This window comes from Nonomuraea deserti, from assembly GCF_004348685.1.
GTDB lineage: Bacteria > Actinomycetota > Actinomycetes > Streptosporangiales > Streptosporangiaceae > Nonomuraea > Nonomuraea deserti.
The window spans coordinates 1-17833 of record NZ_SMKO01000037.1 but is presented as its reverse complement, the minus strand read 5'-3'; the positions used below and the strand labels follow the sequence as shown (position 1 = coordinate 17833).

Genomic DNA, 17833 nt, shown 5'->3' with positions numbered 1-17833 from the left:
GAGGGGGCGGTGCAGGCGCTTCCTAGACTGGAAGGATGCCTGAAGGAGACGCCGTCCATCGTACGGCCGGCCGCCTGCGAGGCGCCCTGGACGGGCGCGTGCTCACCAGGTCGGACTTCCGCGTGCCCAGGCACGCCACCGCCGACCTGACCGGGCGTGCTGTCGTCACCACGGTGTCGCGGGGCAAGCACCTGCTCACCCGCGTGGAGGGCGACCTGACCGTGCACACCCATCTGCGGATGGACGGGAGCTGGATGGTGACGCCGGCCGGGCGGCGCACCCCGCCCGGCGACCTGGTCAGGCTGGTTCTGGCCAACGAGCGCTGGCAGGCGGTGGGGCTCAGGCTCGGCATGGTGGACCTCGTCAGGACCGATGAGGAGGCGCGTCTGGTCGGGCACCTCGGCCCGGACCTGCTGGGGCCGGACTGGGATCCGGATGAGGCCGCGCGGAGACTGCGAGCGGAGTCCGGCAGGACCATCGGGGAGGCGCTGCTCGATCAGCGCAACCTGGCCGGGATCGGCACGATCTATCGAGCCGAAACCCTGTTTCTGCGCGGGATCTGGCCGTGGCGGACGGTCGGGGAGGTCGAGGATCTGGAAGGGCTCGTGTCACTGGCACAGCGGATCATGGCCGCCAACGCACATCATCGAGCTCCTGCGGGCACGGTGACCACAGGTGACCGCCGCCCGGCGAACCGGACGTGGGTCTACGGCAGGGCGGGAAGGCCCTGTCGCCGATGCGGCACCCGCATCAGCCGCGGGGAGATGGGGACAGGCCCACAGGAACGACTGATCCTGTGGTGTGCCGGCTGCCAACCGCGTTAGGCGGCCACCATGTCCTTGACTTCGGGGAACACGGATTCGGGGATCGACCCGGGGACCGACTCCGCCAGGGGCAGACGCTCGTGCTCGGGCACGTCGGCAAGCACGGGGGCAGCCTGGAGCTCCGCCAGCGCGAACTGATCGGAAACTTCACGCAACACCTGCGAAAGGGGCACGCCGAGTGCGCCGCAAATGGATGCGAGCAGTTCGGACGAGGCCTCCTTCTGCCCGCGCTCCACCTCGGACAAGTAGCCGAGCGAAACACGTGCGAGGGTGGACACCTCGCGCAGCGTGCGTCCCTGCCGCACCCGCAACCGCCTCAGCACGTCGCCGAGCAGCTGACGCAGCAGAATCATCTGTCGCTCCCTCCCCGGCGCGGATGTCTTCACCACGCCCCGCGCGATCGGTTCGTGCCGCACATTGGTCTTCTTCGCTTCGTACATACTCCTCGCCGTCATCACTGGGCGCGGCCGGCCAGGGACCGCCACTCGTGGCGCGTCGCTCGACTCATCAGGCCCGCCTGCCGGGCGCTCGGTGCTTGCAGTTGGCTCACGGACCTCACTCACAGCTCCACCGTACCCGTATCCACCGACACAGCGTCAGACCGTGCGTCGGATGTTCGCTCGGGACGTAACACAGTAATCACTCGGAATGTTCCCCTATGTTCGTCTTCAGCACACCTGCCAGGAGATCAACCGCCTCGTCCACCGTCTCTACCCTGATACGTTCGCGCGACCCCCGCAGGGTCAACGACCGGACCGAAATCTGCCCGCCGGGCCCGCAGACGGCCGTGTAGACGGTGCCGACGGGCCGCCCGTCCTGGGGCTCGGGCCCCGCCACCCCGGTCACCGCCAGCCCGTACGTGGCCCCGCACACCCGCGCGACCCCCGCCGCCATGGCCGCGGCCACCTCGGGATGCACGGCCCCTTCACGGCGCAGCAGCTCCCCGGGCACGCCCAGCAGCTCCCGCTTGAGCTCGGTGGCGTAGGAGATCACCCCGCCCACGAACGCCTGGGAGGCACCGGAGACGGACGTGATGGCGGCCCCGATGAGCCCGCCGGTCAGCGACTCGGCCACGGCGACCGTGGCATTCTGCGCCACCAGCAATCTCAGGACCTCGGCCACGTCCGCCATCGATCCATCACTCCCCGCGCGCCCGCTTGGCCACCATGCGCAACCGGGTCGCCCTGACGACATAGTCGACGCCCGTGCCCACCGTGACGACCACCGCCACCCCCATCACCACCCACCTGACGGGATCGGGCACGAACGGCAGCAGATAGAGCACGATGGCGGCGATCTGCAGCACGGTCTTGACCTTGCCACCGTAGCTGGCCGGGATGACGGCGTGCCGCAGCAGCACGAACCTGAGCGCCGTGATGCCCAGCTCCCTGCCGAGGATCACGACCGTGACCCACCACGGCAGCTCGCCGAGGATCGACAGGCACACCAGCGCCGCACCGGTGAGCGTCTTGTCGGCGATCGGGTCGGCGATCTTGCCGAAGTCGGTGATGAGGCCGTAGCGCCGGGCCAGCTCGCCGTCGAGATGGTCGGTGATCGACGCCACCGCGAAGACCGCCAGCGCGGCCACCCGCCAGCCCGTGCCCGGCAGCAACAGGCAGACGACAAAGAAGGGGACGAGCACCAACCGGAGGACCGTGAGGACGTTGGCGATGTTCCACGGGCTTACCACGCGGCGCTCGTCCCTTTTCATGGACCGGCCTTGATGCGCGCGATCAGATCGACCCCCTCGGCGTCGACCACGACCGCGCGCACGATCTCTCCCCGGACCAGGCCGATGCCCTGCACCGTGACCGAGCCGTCGACCTCGGGGCCCTGGTGGGCGGCCCGGCCCTCGTAGCCGCCGTCGCCCAGGTCGTCGTCGATCAGCACGTCGACCTCGGTGCCGATGCGCTCCTCAGCGCGTTGCGCGGTCAGCTCCTCGGCCAGCTCGGTGAGCGCCCGCACGCGCTCGTCGACGACCTCCTGAGGGAGCTTGCCCGGTAGCTCGGCAGCCTCGGTGCCGTCTTCGTCGGAATAGCCGAACACGCCGATCACGTCGAGCCTGGCGGCCTCCAGGAAGGCGACCAGCTCGCCGAACTCCTCCTCGGTCTCGCCGGGAAAGCCCACGATGAAGTTGGAGCGCACGCCCGCCTCAGGGGCGCGCTCACGGATGGTCTCCAGCAGCCCGAGGAAGCGCTGGGGGTCGCCGAAGCGGCGCATCCGGCGCAGGACGGAGCCGCTGGCGTGCTGGAAGGACAGGTCGAAGTAGGCGGCGACGCCGTCGGTGCCGGTGATCACGTCGATCAGGCCGGGACGCAGCTCGGCAGGCTGGAGGTAGCTGACCCGCACCCGCTCCACGCCCTCGACGGCGGCGAGCTCGGGCAGCAGCTTCTCCAGCGCCCGCAGGTCGCCCAGATCCTTGCCGTAGGACGTGGAGTTCTCGCTGACCAGGACGAGCTCGCGCACGCCCCGGTGGGCCAGCCAGTCGGCCTCGGCCAGCAGCTCCTCGGGCTTGCGCGAGACGTAGGAGCCGCGGAAGGCGGGGATGGCGCAGAACGTGCAGCGCCGGTCACAGCCGGAGGCCAGCTTGAGCGAGCCGACCGGGCTCTCGTCGAGCCGCTTGCGCAGCACGCGCGGGCCGCTCGCGGGCGCCAGGCCCGCGGGCAGGTCGCCGTGGCCGGGGATGTTGGGCCTGGGCGCGCTGGCACGGTCCACCGGCGAGATGGGCAGCAGGGTGCGGCGGTCGCGTGGTGTGTGCGGCTTGAGCGGCCGGCCGGCGACCACGTCGTCGAGGCGGCCGCCGATCTCGGCGTAGTCGTCGAAAGAGATCACCGCGCTGGCCTCGGGCAGCGCGTCGGCCAGCTCGTTGCCGTAGCGCTCGGCCATGCAGCCCGCCGCCACCACCTTCACCCCGGAGTCGGCGGCGGCCAGCAGCGTGTCGATGGAGTCTTTCTTGGCCGACTCGATGAAGCCACAGGTGTTGACGACGACGACATCGGGGTCGTCGTCGCCCAGCTGCCAGCCGGCAGCCTCGAGTCGCGCGGCCAGCTCCTCGGAGTCGACCTCGTTGCGCGCGCAGCCCAGAGTGATCAGCGATACGGTTCGGCGGGATGACATGGTGAACACTACGGTATCGGGAGTTGGCCACCACCCGATGCACTGGCTCCCCCAGGTGACCCTCGCGTGACTATCGCGCCTGAGTTTTGGGCGGGCCGAACGAACGGCGCACCGTCTCCCCCGTCTCGCCGAGCTCCGTCACTTTCTTGCCGTTGACCTGCACCGACACAGCTCCCGCGTCGGCGATCAGCACGTTCACCTTGCCCTCCGACCGCCAGGTCGACGTCTTTCCCGCTTTGAGTGTCCCCGCGAACAGCTTGCGGCCCTCGGCGTCGCGCACGTTCACGTACGACGACCGATTGGCCTTGATCCGGAGCGTCACCATGCCCTTCTTGGCGAGCCTGGCGCGCGGCGTCTCGGTGATGGGTGTGTTGGGCGGAACGCTGGGCTTGGCCGACGCCGCGCGCACGTCGGCCGTGCGCACCTGGTCGCTCGCGTCCCCCAGCACCCGCATCAGGCCGAACACCATCACGATCGCCAGCGCCACCCCCAGCGCCGCCGTCCAGTTGGGACCCCGCCGCTCCGGCACGTTGATCTTGCGGTCGGCCTGGAACACGGCCGACGCGGCCACCGGCTCGGGCGCGCCGCCGTTCTGCTGGTCGAAAAGATGCACGGTGGACTCGGGGTCGAGCCCCACAGCCCGGGCCACGGCCCTGATGTGCCCTCTGGCGTAGAAGTCACCGCCGCATTGGCCGTAATCATCCTGCTCCATGCGATGAATGATCGTCTCGCGAATATTGGTGGCCGCGCTGACCTGCGCGACTGTCAACCCAGCCGACTGCCTGGCGGCCGTCAGCACGGCCCCGATGCTCTGATCCTGCACAGCGAACGCCTCCCCATGGCGCCTGGACTAACCACCACGACGTTGCGTAGTGGTTCATATTCAACCAGTTACCGCTGGGCATGCACGCATTGGGGTCATTCGCCACGCAGGTCGGCCAGCAATCCAGGCAGATCATCTGGTTTCACCAGCACTTCTCGTGCCTTGGATCCTTCGCTCGGACCGACCACGTTGCGGCTCTCGAGCAGGTCCATCAGCCGTCCGGCCTTGGCGAACCCGACGCGCAGCTTGCGCTGCAACATCGAGGTGGAGCCGAACTGGGTGGTGACGATCAGCTCGGCCGCCTGGATCAGCAGGTCGAGGTCGTCGCCGATGTCCTCGTCGATCTCCCGCTTGACCGGCGCGGCGGCGACGTCATCGCGGTATTCGGCCTGCATCTGCGCCTTGCAGTACGCGACGATCTCGGCGATCTCCTTCTCCGAGACGAACGCGTTCTGGATGCGGATCGGCTTGCTCGCGCCCATCGGCAGGAACAGCGCGTCTCCCTGGCCGACCAGCTTGTCGGCGCCCGGCTGGTCGAGGATGACCCGCGAGTCGGTGAGGCTGGACACCGCGAAGGCCAGCCTGGACGGCACGTTGGCCTTGATGAGGCCGGTGACCACGTCGACCGACGGCCGCTGCGTGGCGATCACCAGGTGGATGCCCGCCGCGCGGGCGAGCTGGGTGATGCGCACGATCGAGTCCTCGACGTCGCGCGGGGCCACCATCATGAGGTCGGCCAGCTCGTCCACGATCACCAGCAGGTACGGGTACGGCTGGTAGACCCGCTCGCTGCCCGGCGGCGGCTGCAGCTTGCCCGCCCGCACGGCCTTGTTGAACTCGTCGACGTGCCGGAACCCCGACGCGGCCAGGTCGTCGTAGCGCCGGTCCATCTCACCGACCACCCATTCGAGGGCTTCCGCGGCCTTCTTCGGGTTGGTGATGATCGGCGTGATCAGGTGGGGGATGCCCTCGTAGACACTCAGCTCGACCCGCTTGGGGTCGACCAGCACCATGCGCACCTCGTCGGGCGTGGCCCGCATCAGGACGCTGGTGATCAGCCCGTTGACGCAGACCGACTTACCGGCGCCGGTCGCGCCCGCGATGAGCAGGTGGGGCATCTTGGCGAGGTTGGCGACGATGGTGCGGCCCTCGACGTCCTTGCCCAGGCCGACGATCATCGGGTGGTGGTCGGCCTGCGCCACCTGGGAGCGCAGCACGTCGCCCAGCGCCACGAGGTCCTTGTCGGCGTTCGGGATCTCGACCCCGATCGCCGACTTGCCCGGGATAGGCGACAAAATCCTGACATCTGCGGACTTGACGGCGTACGCGATGTTCTTGGTGAGCGCCGTGACCTTCTCCACCTTGACCGCGGGCCCCAGCTCGATCTCGTAGCGGGTCACGGTCGGCCCTCGGGTGAACCCGATGACCTGCGCGTCGATGCCGAACTGCTCCAGCACGCTGGTCAGCGCGTTGACCACGGTCGTGTTGGCCTTGGTCTGCGGTTTCGGAGGCGTACCCGGCTTGAGGTGCTGCAGGTCGGGCAGGCTGTACGGCCCCGCCTGCGGCGACAGCACGAGCTGCTCCACCTTGCGCGGCGCCGGCGTCGGCTCGGGGGGCTCCGGCTTGCGCTCCAGGTCGGGTGCGGGCGCCGCCTCCTCGTCCGTCAGGCCCGGCACGATCTCCGGGGAGTGGCCGGCGTGTTTGTCCTTCTCGGCCAGCACGGGCGTGTCGTACGGCTTGACGAGGTCGCCGCCCTCGCCGTCCTCCGCCCTCTTGGGCCTGGACCGCTTCTTGGCCGGCGTCCTGGACGTGGAGTCCTTGGGATCGGCGTCGGCGTGCCGCTCGAACAGCAGGTGCTTGAGCTCGGCCAGCCGCTCGGGAACGCGGTGCACGGGGGTGGCGGTGATCACCAGCACGCCGAACCCCGACAGGATCAGCAGCAGCGGGATCGTGATCCACGGCGGCAGGATGCTCATCGGCGGCGCCGCCACGATGAACCCGACCATGCCCCCGGCCTGCGACACCTTGTCCATGCCCTGGCCCTCGCCCGCCGGGTAGGGGGTGCCGTTGGCCACGTGGATGACGCCGAGCACGCCGATCAGCAGGGCGGCCCACCCGATCACCATGCGCCCGGTGTCGGCGTTCTGGTCGGGATGGCGCAGGTAGCGCCAGGCCAGCAGGCCGAGCAGCAGCGGCAGCGCCCAGGCCAGCGAGCCGAACACGCCGCGCGCGGCCGCGTTCACCACCCCGGAGACCGCGCCGTCGGAGTTGCGCCACGTCATGGCCGCGACCACGATGGCGGCCCCGAGCACCGCCAGACCCACCCCGTCGCGTCGGTGCGCCGGATCGAGCTCGCGGGCGTTCTTGCCCAGCGCGCGGGCGGTGCTGCCGATGCCGTTGGCGACCAGCATCCACAAACCGACGATCAGCTTGCCGATCATCGTGAAGACCCAGCTGATCGGATCCTGGTGGGTCGCGGAAGGCTTGCGGCCGGTGGCGGCTCCCTTAGCCCTGGACCGTCCCACCGACGAGCCTCCGCGCTTGGCGGAGGTCCGGCGAGACGAGGTCGACCGCTTCGCCGGCCCCTTCGATGCGCTTTTCGGCGTACGGGTGGCCATGATGCCAAAGGTACGTCGGAGACACCGCGGAACGCGCGGAGGCTCGCCGGTGTCGTGGCATTCCGGCACCTCAAAGCTGACAGGATCCCGGATTCTCCCCCTCTTCACATGGGGATCATCGACAACCGGAGGTGGCGACGCCGCCGGTCTGCCACTCTGAGAGTGACCAAGGTGCCACATCGAGTGATGTTCTAGGACGCAGAGTGGACACGACCCGGGTGTCGAGCACGGCCTTCGAAGGCACACCCCATGCTCCGGCTCACGCGCGCAAGTTCGTCCGTCAGGTCCTCGGCGAGTGGCATCTGAGCCACCTCGCCGAGGACGCCGTGCTGCTGACCAGCGAGCTCGTCACCAACGCCGTCGTGCACGCGGGCACCGGGATCGAGCTGACCTGCCGCCTCGACGCCGACACCGGCCCCGCGAAGCTGGAGATCGAGGTCGACGACCACCTGCCCGAGCGGACGATCGACGAGACCGGCGTCATGCCCGCCGTCACCCTCACGGATGAGGTGCGGCCGTCCGGGCGTGGCCTCGCGCTCGCGGGCATCCTGGCCGACGCCTGGGGCGTCACGTACACGAGGACGACGAAGCGCGTCTGGGTGCGCCTGGAGCTCGCGGACGGCGGCGACGGGCAGGAGACCGCGGCCGGCCCGCCGGTCCCGGCCCCTGCCGCCATCGACACCCTGCACGTGGGCGTGGTGGTCACCGACGGCGACGGGCTCGTGCGGTCGTGGAACTCCGAGGCGCAGGCGCTGCTCGGCTGGCGTCCTGAGCAGACGATCGGCCGGCTGCTGGCCGACCTGGTGGCCTGGCGCGGCCACGGCCCGTACGCGCTGTCGCTGACCGACACGCTCGGCCTGGGCCGCTGGCGCGGCGAGGCGCGCATGCGGCACGCCGACGGCAGGCTGGTGCCGGTCTACGTCTCCCACCTGCGCACCAAGGGGCGTGCGCAGGATCGCCGGTCGATCTGGATGGTGGTCGCGGGCGACCACCGCTACGTCCTGACGCCGCCGCCCGCGCCGCGCAGCGATGCGGGCCGGCGCATCAAGGACCTGCTCGACCGGGACATGCCGTTCCAGGAGCTGCTCGACACGATCGCCAGGATCGTGCAGATGTTCAGCGGCGGCGACGCGGCGTACGTGCTGCTCCCCGCGGAGGGCGGCAACAGGTTCGGCGTGGCGGCGGGCGCGGGCGCGACGGCGGGGCTGGTGGGGGTGCTGGCCACCGGCGTGTTCGGTGCCGAGCGCAAGACGCCCACGATGATCGAGGACCTGCTGGCCGGGGACGTCGAGCTGGCCGAGCAGCTGCGCGCCCGCTCGCTGGCGTGCGCGCCGCTGCTCCTGGCGGGCGAGGTGACCGGCTACCTCGCGGTGACGGCGGAGCAGCCCGGCCGCTTCGACAAGGAGCTCACGGTGAGCCTGCAGCACATCGCCGACCAGGTCGCGGTGCCGGTGCAGCGCGCGCGGCTGGCCGAGCAGGACCGCGCGCACCGGGGCCGGCTGTCGTTCCTGGCCGAGGCGGGCGAGCTGCTGGCGGGCGTGCACGACGAGGAGCTGATCGCGGCGCTGACCGCGCAGCTCGTCGTACCTAAGATCGCGACCTGGGCGGCGGTCTACCTGACCGACCTCGCGGGCATGACCAGGCTCGCCCACGTCTGGCACAGCGAGGAACGCCACAACGCCGCCCTGCGCAAGTCGCTGCCCGCCATCCCCCGCACCGCGCTCGACGAGGTGAGCTGGCCCGCCGGCCCGGAGGCGGTGCTGTCGTTCCCGCTGCTCACCCAGGGCAGGTCGCACGGCGCGCTGGTGATCGGCCGCGCGGAGCCGACGCTGCCGCTGGAGGTGGCCGACCTGCTGGCCGACCTGTGTCGCCTGGTGGCGCTCAACCTGCACACCGCGATGCTCTACGCCCGGCAGGCCACCACGTCTCGGGTGCTCCAGCGCAGCCTGCTGCCGATGCGCGTGGCGCCCATGCCCGGCCTGGAGTCCGCCGTCGTCTACGAGCCCGCCGAGGAGGGCGCGGACGTCGGCGGCGACTTCTACGACCTGTTCACGGTGGGCGACCACTGGTGCTTCGCGCTGGGCGACGTGTGCGGCAGCGGCCCGGAGGCGGCCGCGGTGACCGGGCTGGCCCGCCACGCCGTACGCCTGCTGGCCAAGGAGCACTACACGGTGGCCGACATCTTCGACCGGCTCAACCAGGCGCTGCTGGAGGAGGACGAGGAGGGCAGGTTCCTCAGCCTGCTGTGCGGCGAGCTGACCCCGCTCCCGCAGGGCGGCGCGCTGTGCACGATCGCCTCGGCAGGGCATCCGCCGCCGCTGCTGCTGCGCGCGGACGGCCTTGTCGAGGCGGTGGCGACGCCCCAGCTGCTGCTGGGCATCGAGGCCGGCGCCAGGTTCTACGTCGAGACGTTCGAGCTGGCGCCCGAGGAGGTGCTCCTGTGCGTGACCGACGGCGTGACCGAGCGGCGCGACGGCGGCCGGCTCCTGGACGACGGCAACGGGCTGGCGGCGCTGCTCGCGGAGTGCCGGGGACTGAGCGCCCACGCGGTGGCCGAACGCGTGCGGCACGTGGTCGAGACGTTCGCCCCCGAGCCGTCGCAGGACGACGTGGCCCTGCTGGTGATCAGGGCCGGTGAACAGGGCCGCCGCCGCCCTGCGCTCGGTCAGGTGAACCGGTAGGTGGTGGACGAGGTGCGGATCTCGCCCGGCCTGAGCACCGTGGAGGGGAACTGCGGCTGGTTGGGCGCGTCGGGGAAATGCTGGGTCTCCAGGCACAACCCGGCGAACGGCCCGTACGACGTCGCTTCGCCGTCCAGCATGCTGCCGCTGTAGAACTGCACGCCGGGCTCCGTGGTGGTGACCTCCATGGTGAGCCCGCCGGCGGTCACCCTGATGTCGCCGTCGAGCACGAAGCAGTGGTCGTACGCGCCGTCGTAGCGCTCCCCCACGGCGTGCGGCTCGGTGAAGTCGAACGGCGTGCCCTTGACCGGCGCGAGCTCGCCCGTGGGGATCTTGCCCTCGTCGACCGGCAGGTAGTGCTCCGCCTCCATCTGGATGACGTGGTCGAGCACGTCGCCGCTGCCCTTGAGGTTGAAGTAGGAGTGGTTGGTCAGGTTGACCACGGTCGGCGCGTCGGTCTTCGTGGAGTAGTCGAGCCGGATCGCGTCGTCGGCCAGCGTGTACGTGACCGTGGCGGTCAGCGCGCCCGGATAGCCCTGGTCGCCGTCGGGGCTGGTCAGCGCGAGCATCACCGACGCGTCGGTGCGGCCGGCGATGGTCCACACCCTGCGGTCGAAGCCGTCGGTGCCGCCGTGCAGGCTGTGGGCGCCGTTGTTGATCGGCAGGTGATGTTCGACGCCGTCCAGGGTGAAGCGTCCGTTCGCGATGCGGTTGCCGTAGCGGCCGACGACGGCGCCGAAGTAGCGGCTGCGGGTGAGATAGTCGTCCAGAGTGTCCAGCCCGAGCACGACGTTCACCCCGGACACCTCCAGGGAGCGCAGGATGGCGCCGTAGGTGAGCACCTCGGCGCGCAGGCGTCCCGATGACAGCTCCACACGCTCGACCTGCTCGCCTGACGGCAGCGTTCCGAAAACCATTTTCACTGGGCCCTTCCCGTGGACTCGCGGACAATGAGGGCGGTGTCGAGGGTCACGGTCGCGCCCTCGCCCCCCGATTGGAGCAGCAGGTCGACTGCCATCCTCCCGGCCGCCGCCGCCGGCATGGCCACCGTGGTCAGCTTGGGCCTGTTGAGCCGCCCGGGCAGGATGTCGTCGAACCCGATCACACTTACCTGGTCTGGTACCCCTATCTCCATCGCCGAAAGTCCCTCGATGAGGCCAAGCGCGACGAGATCGTTGTAGGCGAGGACCGCGGTCGCCCCGCAGGCGGCCACGTCGGCCGCCACGGCCAGGCCGCCGGCCTCCGTCGGCTGGTTGGGGCCGAAGAAGATCAGGCCCAGACCTGGCGCCTCGGCGGCCACGCCCTGCATCTCGTTGCTGGTCCACGAGCCGATCGGGCCGGACACGAGGGCGATCCTGCGGTGGCCGAGCCCGGTCAGGTGCTCCAGCGCGTGCTTGGCGCCCTGGGCGACGTTCATGAGCACGGAGGGCATGCCTTTGATGCGCCGGTTCACCACCACGAACGGCACGTCCTCGGCCAGGCGCTCGATCATCCGGTTCGACAGCCGAGGGCTGCACAGCAGCACGCCGTCCACCTGCTTGGTGAACGTCCTGATCAGCTCCTCCTCGACCCGCGGGTCCTCGTCGGTGTCGGCCACGAACACGTGGTAGTCACGCCCTCTGGCCTGCGCCTGGGCGGCCTTGATGAGCGGCGGGAAGAACGGGTTGGCGATGTCGGCGACAATGAGGCCCATGTTGAACGTGCGGCCGGTCGTCAGCGCCCTTGCCGCACGGTTGGGCCGATAGCCGAGGTCGTCGGCGGCGGCCAGCACGCGGCTCCGGGTGGCGGGGTTGACCAGGTGGGGCGCGGAGAACGTGCGCGACACGGTGGACACGTGGACGCCGCAGGCGCGGGCCACGTCCTTGATCGTCGCCGCCATCGCCGTCCTCCTATGCAAACGGTTGCCAGACTAAACCTTGACCTTCATACCAGTAGCCGTCAAGGTTCTTGCAACCGGTTGCTGAGGGCTACGCGGGGTTCACCAGATGCCGCCGAGTTCGTTGAGCGTGAACACGCCGCCGGCCCGATCATGCAGCGGCTCCGACAGGTCGGGTTCGCCCTGCTCGGCGATCAGCGCGGCGGCCTGGGCCTCGGAGTCGTCGCGGGAGACGTACCCGATGGCCTTGGCCTCCTCCAGCGACCACCAGCGGCGGGTGTTGTCCGAGACGCCCCAGACCACGTGGTAGCCGGGCGCGGTGAGCCCGGCCTCGACCAGGCGGGTCAGGTCGTCGGGCGAGATCCAGGTGGCCAGCCCGCGCGTGTCGGCCGACGCCTCGTTGCAGGTGCCGAGCCTGATCACGGTCACGTTCATGCCGAACCGGTCGTGGTAGAGGCTCCCCAGCGCCTCCATGACGACCTTGCTCACGCCGTAATAGGTGTCGGGCCGGGGGAAGGCGTAGTCGGGCAGGTCGGCGCCGCCGGCCGGCCTGGTGTGATATCCCGCCGCGTGGTGGCTGCCCATGAGCACGAGATGCTCGACGCCCTCGTCGCGCGCCGCCTCCATCAGCACGTGCATGCCCTCGATGTTGGCCCGCACGATGTCGGCCCAGGGCCGCTCCCTGCTCTGGCCGCCCAGGTGGAGCACCGCGTCCACGTCCTTCATCGCCCCGGCGACGGCGGCCGGGTCGGCGAGATCGGCCGCCACCCATTCCTCGCCCGGGCCCGGCTCGACGGGATGCAGGTCGGAGAGCCGCAGCGTGCGTCCCTCGCGGGCGAGTCGCGGGCGGAGCAGCGTGCCGACTTTTCCCGCGGCTCCTGTCATCAGAATGCGCATGTCCCTTGGTGTACACGAATCTGGCAGAAATTCACATCCTTAAATATTGACCGTGAACGGGATGAGTGATTACGGTCACAGGCACATATCCATGTGCACGACTCATGTCCACGTATGTGAACGGGAGGCGGTCTGATGTCACGACGTCTGCTCGGGACCGCGATCATCGCGTCCCTGGCCGTTACGCTGACAGGCTGCGGTTCCGGGGGATCAAGTTCAGAAGACAACACCTTGGAGATCTGGATCAGGCAAGCGGCTGATTCCGACTCTGCCAAGACCGCACAGAAGCTCGCCGACGCATTTACCAAGGCCAGCGGCACGCCCACGAAAGTCGTCGCGATATTCGACGACTTCGAGACCAAGCTGAACCAGCAGGCGGCGCAGAAGCAGCTTCCCGACATCGTCATCAACGACACCGCCCAGATCGGCACCATGCAGTCGCAGGGCTGGCTCCAGGAGGTCGACAAAGCCTCACTGGCGGGCGGCGACCAGGTGTCGGAGCTGGCATGGAAGGCCGCCACGGCCAGTGACGGCAAGACCTACGCTGCTCCGTTCTCCGCCCAGGCGTTCGCGCTGTTCATCCGCAAGGACTGGCGGGAGAAGGTCGGCATGGAGCCGCCCGAGACGTGGGAGGACCTCGCCAAGCTCGCCACCGCCTTCACCGAGAAGGACCCTGACGGCAACGGCAAGGCCGACACCAGCGGCTTCGTCATCCCCGCCGGCACCAAGCGCGGCTACGCCTCGTGGTACGCCTCCTCGCTGATCTACGCCAACGGCGGCGACTTCGTCAAGGCCAACGGCCCCGGCAAGTTCACCGCCACGATGAACGACCCCAAGACCGTCGAGGCCGTCCAATACCTTCAGGACCAGTTCTGCACGACCAAGACCGTCAATCCCGGCGCTGTCAGCAATGACACGACCGTCACGCACGAGGTCTTCGAGAAGGGGCAGGGCGGCATCTACCTGACCGGCCCGTACGTGCTGGCCAGGTTCGTCGACAGCATCGGCACCGACAAGATCGAGGTCGTCCCGGTGCCCAAGGGCCCGTCCGGCGGCCCCGGCACGCTCGGCGAGGGCGAGAACGTCTACCTCATGGCCGGCTCCCAGAACCAGGAGGCGCAGAAGAAGTTCGCCGAGTTCGCCATCTCCGCCGAGGGCCAGCGGATCGGCATGAACAAGGACGCCAACGGCGCCATCGTCCGGCTGCCCGTCAACACCCAGGTCGACATGGCCGCCGAGCGGCAGGACCCGCGGTGGAAGGTGTTCCAGGAGTCGTACGAGCACGCCGTCTACGCCCCGCCGGTGCCCAACTGGGCGCCGATCCGCCAGGACTCCGCCGACTCCATCAACGCCGTCTGGGCCGACTGCGGCGCCGACGTCAAAGCCAAGTTGGAGGAGCTGAACACCGAGCTCACCCAGGAACTGCAGAGCCAGAAAGCGTCATGACCTCCACACTCACGCCGGCGCGGAGCTCGGCGGCGCCCCCTCACCGCCGCACCGGGTCGGTGCGGTGGCGGGGGCCGGTGATCGCGTGGTTGTTCCTGGCGCCCGCCCTGGTGCTCTTCCTGTACTTCAAGTTCATCCCGATGTTCGTGGGCCTGTGGAAGAGCCTCTTCAAGGTCCAGACGTTCCTCGGTGACGAATGGGTCGGCCTGCAGAACTACCAGACGATCATCTCCGACGACGAGTTCGCATCGGCCATCTGGCACAGCATCGTGCTGGCGCTCGGCACCACGGTCGGCTCCATCGTGCTGGGGCTCGGTTTCGCGCTGCTCATCGAGGGGCCGGCGCGATACCTCTGGTTCGTCAGGACGGCCGCCTTCCTGCCGGTCGTCACCACGATGGCGGCCGTGGCCGAGGTCTGGCGGATCATGTTCCACCCGGCCGACAGCGGCATGCTCAACATCATCATCGGCTGGGCCGGGGTCGATCCGCAGCCCTGGCTGGCCAGCGAGGACTCCTCGTTGTGGTCGATCATGATAATGAGCATCTGGCGCGGCACGCCGTACGACATGATGATCTTCCTGGCCGGGCTGGTCGGCGTGGACCGCACGCTGTACGAGGCGGCGGCCGTGGACGGGGCCTCCACCTGGCGGCGGCTGCGGCACATCACGCTGCCGGCGCTGCGTCCGGTGTTCTGGATCCTGTTCACGCTGGCGGCCATCCGCGGGCTGCGGGTGTTCGTCGAGGTGTACGTGCTCACCAACGGCGGCCCGAACGGCTCCTCCGAGGTGCTCATGACCCTGATCTACAAGCTCGGCTTCCAGAAGAACGAGCTGGGCGTCGCCTCGGCGGGCGGGATCGTGTTGTTCGCCGCCACGCTGGCGCTCACGGTGGTCGTGCAGATGTTGCGCAGGAGGCAGACGACATGAGGTTCGACAGCGCTCTGGGCCTGGAGTCGCGCAAGGGTCCGCTGGCCATCGCCGGAAAGACCCTGATTTATGGGCTTATGGTGGTGGTTTTCACCGGGCCGCTGGTCGCGCTGCTGATGAGCTCCTTCAGCAAGACCCTCGACCCGACGTCCTTCTCCCTGTGGCCCGACGAGTTCACCCTGGAGAACTTCGTCCAGGCCGGGGAGAAGAACGTCTATCTCTACCTGCTCAACTCGTTCGTGGTCGTGGGCTTCGGGCTGCTGCTGCAGATGCTGGTCAGCGTCTTCGCCGCCTACGCCCTGGCGCGCAAGAAGTTTCGCGGCATGACGTTCGTGATGCTGCTCATGCTCGCCACGATGATGCTCCCCGAGGAGATCATCGCGATCCCCCTCTCGCTCGTCCTGGCCGACATGCCGCTGCTTAACCTGAACCTCATCGGCACCTACGCGGGCATGATCCTGCCCGTCGGCGCCTGGGGCTTCTCCATTCTCGTGATGACGGAGTTCATGAAGGAGGTGCCGGTCGAGCTGGAGGAGGCCGCGCGCATCGACGGCGCGGGCGAGCTGCGCATCTTCGCCACGATCATCGTGCCGCTGTGCCGCCCCGCGCTCGGCGTGATCGGCGTCTTCGGCTTCACCATGATCTGGGACCAGTATTTGCTGCCGTTGATCGTCGCACCGGCGTCCGACATGTGGACACTGCCCATCGCGTTGCGCTCGCTCCGCTCCGACGAGGAGGTGGGGATCGGCGTGCTGCTCGCCGCCTCGCTGCTGGCGCTGCTCCCGTCGATCATCGCGTTCCTGGCTTTCCAGCGGCAGTTCATGCGTGGCCTGACAAGCGGCGCGGTCAAGGGTTAGGCGTCCACGTATATGGACGGTATCCCATATCCTGGATGTTTGCAGCCGCCGAAGGATACGAGATGGGATGAGTATGGAGCCCCAGCTGGTCAAGTCCGCCGAGCGGACGGTACGCATCCTCGAAGCCCTGGCCGACTCACACCACAGCATGACACTGTCGGAGCTCCAGCAGCGCACCGGCTTCCCCCGCAGCAGCCTCCACGCCCTCATGCGGACGCTGGTCGAGCTCAACTGGGTGGAGACCGACTCGGCCAGGTCGGCCTTCGGGATCGGGCCGCACGCGCTCCTGACCGGCACCGCCTACCTCGACAAGGACCCCGCGCTGCCGTACGCCCAGGAGACGCTGGAGGACCTCCGGGACGAGATCGGGCAGACCGTGCACTTCGCCCGGCGAGACGGCGCGCACGTGCTCTACCTGGCGACCAGGGAGTCACGCGACGCCGATCACGTGATCCCCCGGGTGGGGCGCCGGCTGCCCGCGCACGTCACCGCGCTCGGACAGGTGCTGCTCGCCCAGCTCACCGACGACGAAGTCATGACGCTCCTGCCGGAGCCGCTGGTGGGGCTGACCCACCAGACGATCACCGACATGACCAAACTGACCGGCGAACTCGACCAGGTCCGCACGCGGGGCTGGTCGTACGAACGCGAGCAGGGCACACCCGGTGTGGCCTGCGTGGCCGTGGCGGTCGACTACCGCATCCCGGCCACCGACGCGATCAGCTGCTCCATGCCCGCCGAACTCGTACCCGCCGACGTCGAGAAGATCACCGAAGCGGTGATCAAACACACCCGCAAGCTGGCTGCCACTCTTCGCAGGGAGGGCATCCGCTAGAAAGGACTGTTGATGCGGCTAGATGGTGTTCTCTTCTTCCCGGTGACTCCCTTCGGCGCCGACGGCGGCCTCGCCGAACCCGCGCTGGCCCGGCACGTCGCCGCTGGGGTCGCGGCCGGGGCGGGAGGAGTGTTCACCGCGTGCGGCACCGGTGAGTTCAGCGCCCTCGACCTCGACGAGTACACCAGGGTCATGGCCGTCTCCGTCAGGGCCGCCGAGGGGCGCGTGCCCGTCTTCGGCGGCGCCGGCGGCCCGCTGCCCGCCGCCAAGGCCATCGCCAGGGCGGCGGCCGCCCAGGGCGCCGACGGGCTGCTGCTCATGCCTCCCTACCTGGTCACCGGCCCCACCAGCGGCCTGGTCCAGTACGTCCGCGAGGTCGCCGCGGCCGGCGGCCTCCCCGTGATCATCTACCAGCGCGGCACCGCCCGCTTCACCCCCGAGGCCGTCGCCGAACTGGCCAAGGTGCCAGACGTCATCGGTTTCAAGGACGGGCTCGGCGACTTCGACCTGCTGCAGCGCATCATCCTGACCGTGCGGAGATCGACGGACAAACCCTTCACGTTCTTCAACGGGCTGCCCACCGCCGAACTGACCGTCCCCGCCTATCGAGGGCTCGGGGTGAACCTGTACTCGAGCGCCGTGTTCGCCTTCGCGCCCGAGATCTCGCTGGCCTTCTACAAGGCGGTGACCGGTGGGGACGAGGTGCTGGTGCAGCGGCTGCTCACCCACTTCTACCTGCCGCTGGTGGAGCTGCGCGACCTCGTGCCCGGCTATGCGGTCTCGCTGGTCAAGGCGGGGGTGCGGATCCGGGGCCTGGAGGTCGGAGGGGTACGGCCGCCGCTGGTGGATCCCTCGCCCGAGCATGTGGCGTCGCTGGAGCGCCTCATCACCACCGGCCTGGAAATCGCCGGCGCCTGACCGCCCGCCCCGTGC

At 69.4% G+C, this 17833-nt stretch carries 16 protein-coding genes; 7 read left to right on the top strand and 9 right to left on the bottom strand.

Features of this window, described 5'->3' with window-relative positions; all coding sequences use genetic code 11:
* The first annotated feature begins 35 nt into the window (after positions 1-35).
* Positions 36-824 carry a DNA-formamidopyrimidine glycosylase family protein gene (locus E1292_RS16500; protein ID WP_132596097.1) on the top strand — a complete coding sequence of 263 codons (789 nt, stop codon included), beginning with the start codon at positions 36-38 and terminating at the stop codon, positions 822-824.
* On the opposite strand, the gene E1292_RS16495 is transcribed toward E1292_RS16500, so the two are convergent.
* The 6 genes from E1292_RS16495 to E1292_RS16470 all read right to left on the bottom strand — a co-directional run bounded on the left by E1292_RS16495 (position 821) and on the right by E1292_RS16470 (position 7382).
* On the bottom strand, positions 821-1177 hold the full coding sequence (locus E1292_RS16495) for a helix-turn-helix domain-containing protein (protein WP_132596132.1): 357 nt from the start codon (positions 1175-1177) through the stop codon (positions 821-823). The genes E1292_RS16500 and E1292_RS16495 overlap by 4 nt on opposite strands.
* Before the next feature lie 286 nt (positions 1178-1463).
* Entirely contained in the window at positions 1464-1955 is a 492-nt protein-coding gene (locus tag E1292_RS16490) for a CinA family protein (RefSeq protein ID WP_132596096.1), read from the bottom strand.
* 7 nt (positions 1956-1962) lie between these two features.
* The gene (pgsA, locus tag E1292_RS16485) at positions 1963-2535 is read right to left on the bottom strand and encodes a CDP-diacylglycerol--glycerol-3-phosphate 3-phosphatidyltransferase (RefSeq protein WP_132596095.1); all 573 of its coding nucleotides are present in this window, start codon (positions 2533-2535) and stop codon (positions 1963-1965) included.
* A complete protein-coding gene (gene rimO / locus E1292_RS16480; protein ID WP_132596094.1) occupies positions 2532-3941 on the bottom strand; it encodes a 30S ribosomal protein S12 methylthiotransferase RimO in 1410 nt (469 codons plus the stop codon). Before rimO ends, pgsA begins: the two co-directional genes overlap by 4 nt.
* A gap of 70 nt (positions 3942-4011) precedes the next feature.
* Positions 4012-4740, bottom strand: a complete 729-nt coding sequence (locus tag E1292_RS16475) for a helix-turn-helix domain-containing protein (RefSeq protein ID WP_246090151.1) — start codon at positions 4738-4740, stop codon at positions 4012-4014.
* Positions 4741-4859: 119 nt separating this feature from the next.
* On the bottom strand, positions 4860-7382 hold the full coding sequence (locus tag E1292_RS16470) for a DNA translocase FtsK (RefSeq protein WP_132596092.1): 2523 nt from the start codon (positions 7380-7382) through the stop codon (positions 4860-4862).
* Positions 7383-7585: 203 nt separating this feature from the next.
* Between E1292_RS16470 and E1292_RS16465 the strand changes: the two genes are divergently transcribed.
* Entirely contained in the window at positions 7586-10063 is a 2478-nt protein-coding gene (locus tag E1292_RS16465; RefSeq protein ID WP_165974581.1) for a SpoIIE family protein phosphatase, read from the top strand.
* Here E1292_RS16465 and E1292_RS16460 read toward each other — a convergent pair.
* From E1292_RS16460 to E1292_RS16450, 3 genes are all read right to left on the bottom strand, one after another.
* Positions 10048-10980: an aldose epimerase family protein gene (locus E1292_RS16460; protein ID WP_132596090.1), complete on the bottom strand. Its 933-nt coding sequence runs from the start codon at positions 10978-10980 to the stop codon at positions 10048-10050. The two genes, E1292_RS16465 and E1292_RS16460, sit on opposite strands and share 16 nt — an antisense overlap.
* Positions 10981-10982: 2 nt before the next feature.
* A complete protein-coding gene (locus tag E1292_RS16455; protein ID WP_132596089.1) occupies positions 10983-11942 on the bottom strand; it encodes a LacI family DNA-binding transcriptional regulator in 960 nt (319 codons plus the stop codon).
* A 99-nt stretch (positions 11943-12041) separates the two neighbouring features.
* Positions 12042-12836 carry an NAD-dependent epimerase/dehydratase family protein gene (locus E1292_RS16450; protein ID WP_165974580.1) on the bottom strand — a complete coding sequence of 265 codons (795 nt, stop codon included), beginning with the start codon at positions 12834-12836 and terminating at the stop codon, positions 12042-12044.
* Positions 12837-13067: 231 nt separating this feature from the next.
* Here E1292_RS16450 and E1292_RS16445 point away from each other — a divergent pair, with 231 nt between their 5' ends.
* The 5 genes from E1292_RS16445 to E1292_RS16425 all read left to right on the top strand — a co-directional run bounded on the left by E1292_RS16445 (position 13068) and on the right by E1292_RS16425 (position 17818).
* Entirely contained in the window at positions 13068-14282 is a 1215-nt protein-coding gene (locus E1292_RS16445; protein WP_246090149.1) for a sugar ABC transporter substrate-binding protein, read from the top strand.
* Positions 14279-15208: a carbohydrate ABC transporter permease gene (locus tag E1292_RS16440; protein WP_132596087.1), complete on the top strand. Its 930-nt coding sequence runs from the start codon at positions 14279-14281 to the stop codon at positions 15206-15208. The genes E1292_RS16445 and E1292_RS16440 overlap by 4 nt, the downstream gene beginning before the upstream one ends.
* Positions 15205-16065, top strand: coding sequence for a carbohydrate ABC transporter permease (locus E1292_RS16435; RefSeq protein ID WP_132596086.1), 861 nt, complete (start codon positions 15205-15207; stop codon positions 16063-16065). Before E1292_RS16440 ends, E1292_RS16435 begins: the two co-directional genes overlap by 4 nt.
* Positions 16066-16132: 67 nt before the next feature.
* The gene (locus E1292_RS16430) at positions 16133-16900 is read left to right on the top strand and encodes an IclR family transcriptional regulator (RefSeq protein WP_246090148.1); all 768 of its coding nucleotides are present in this window, start codon (positions 16133-16135) and stop codon (positions 16898-16900) included.
* 12 nt (positions 16901-16912) lie between these two features.
* Positions 16913-17818, top strand: coding sequence for a 5-dehydro-4-deoxyglucarate dehydratase (locus E1292_RS16425; protein WP_132596085.1), 906 nt, complete (start codon positions 16913-16915; stop codon positions 17816-17818).
* Positions 17819-17833 lie beyond the last annotated feature (15 nt).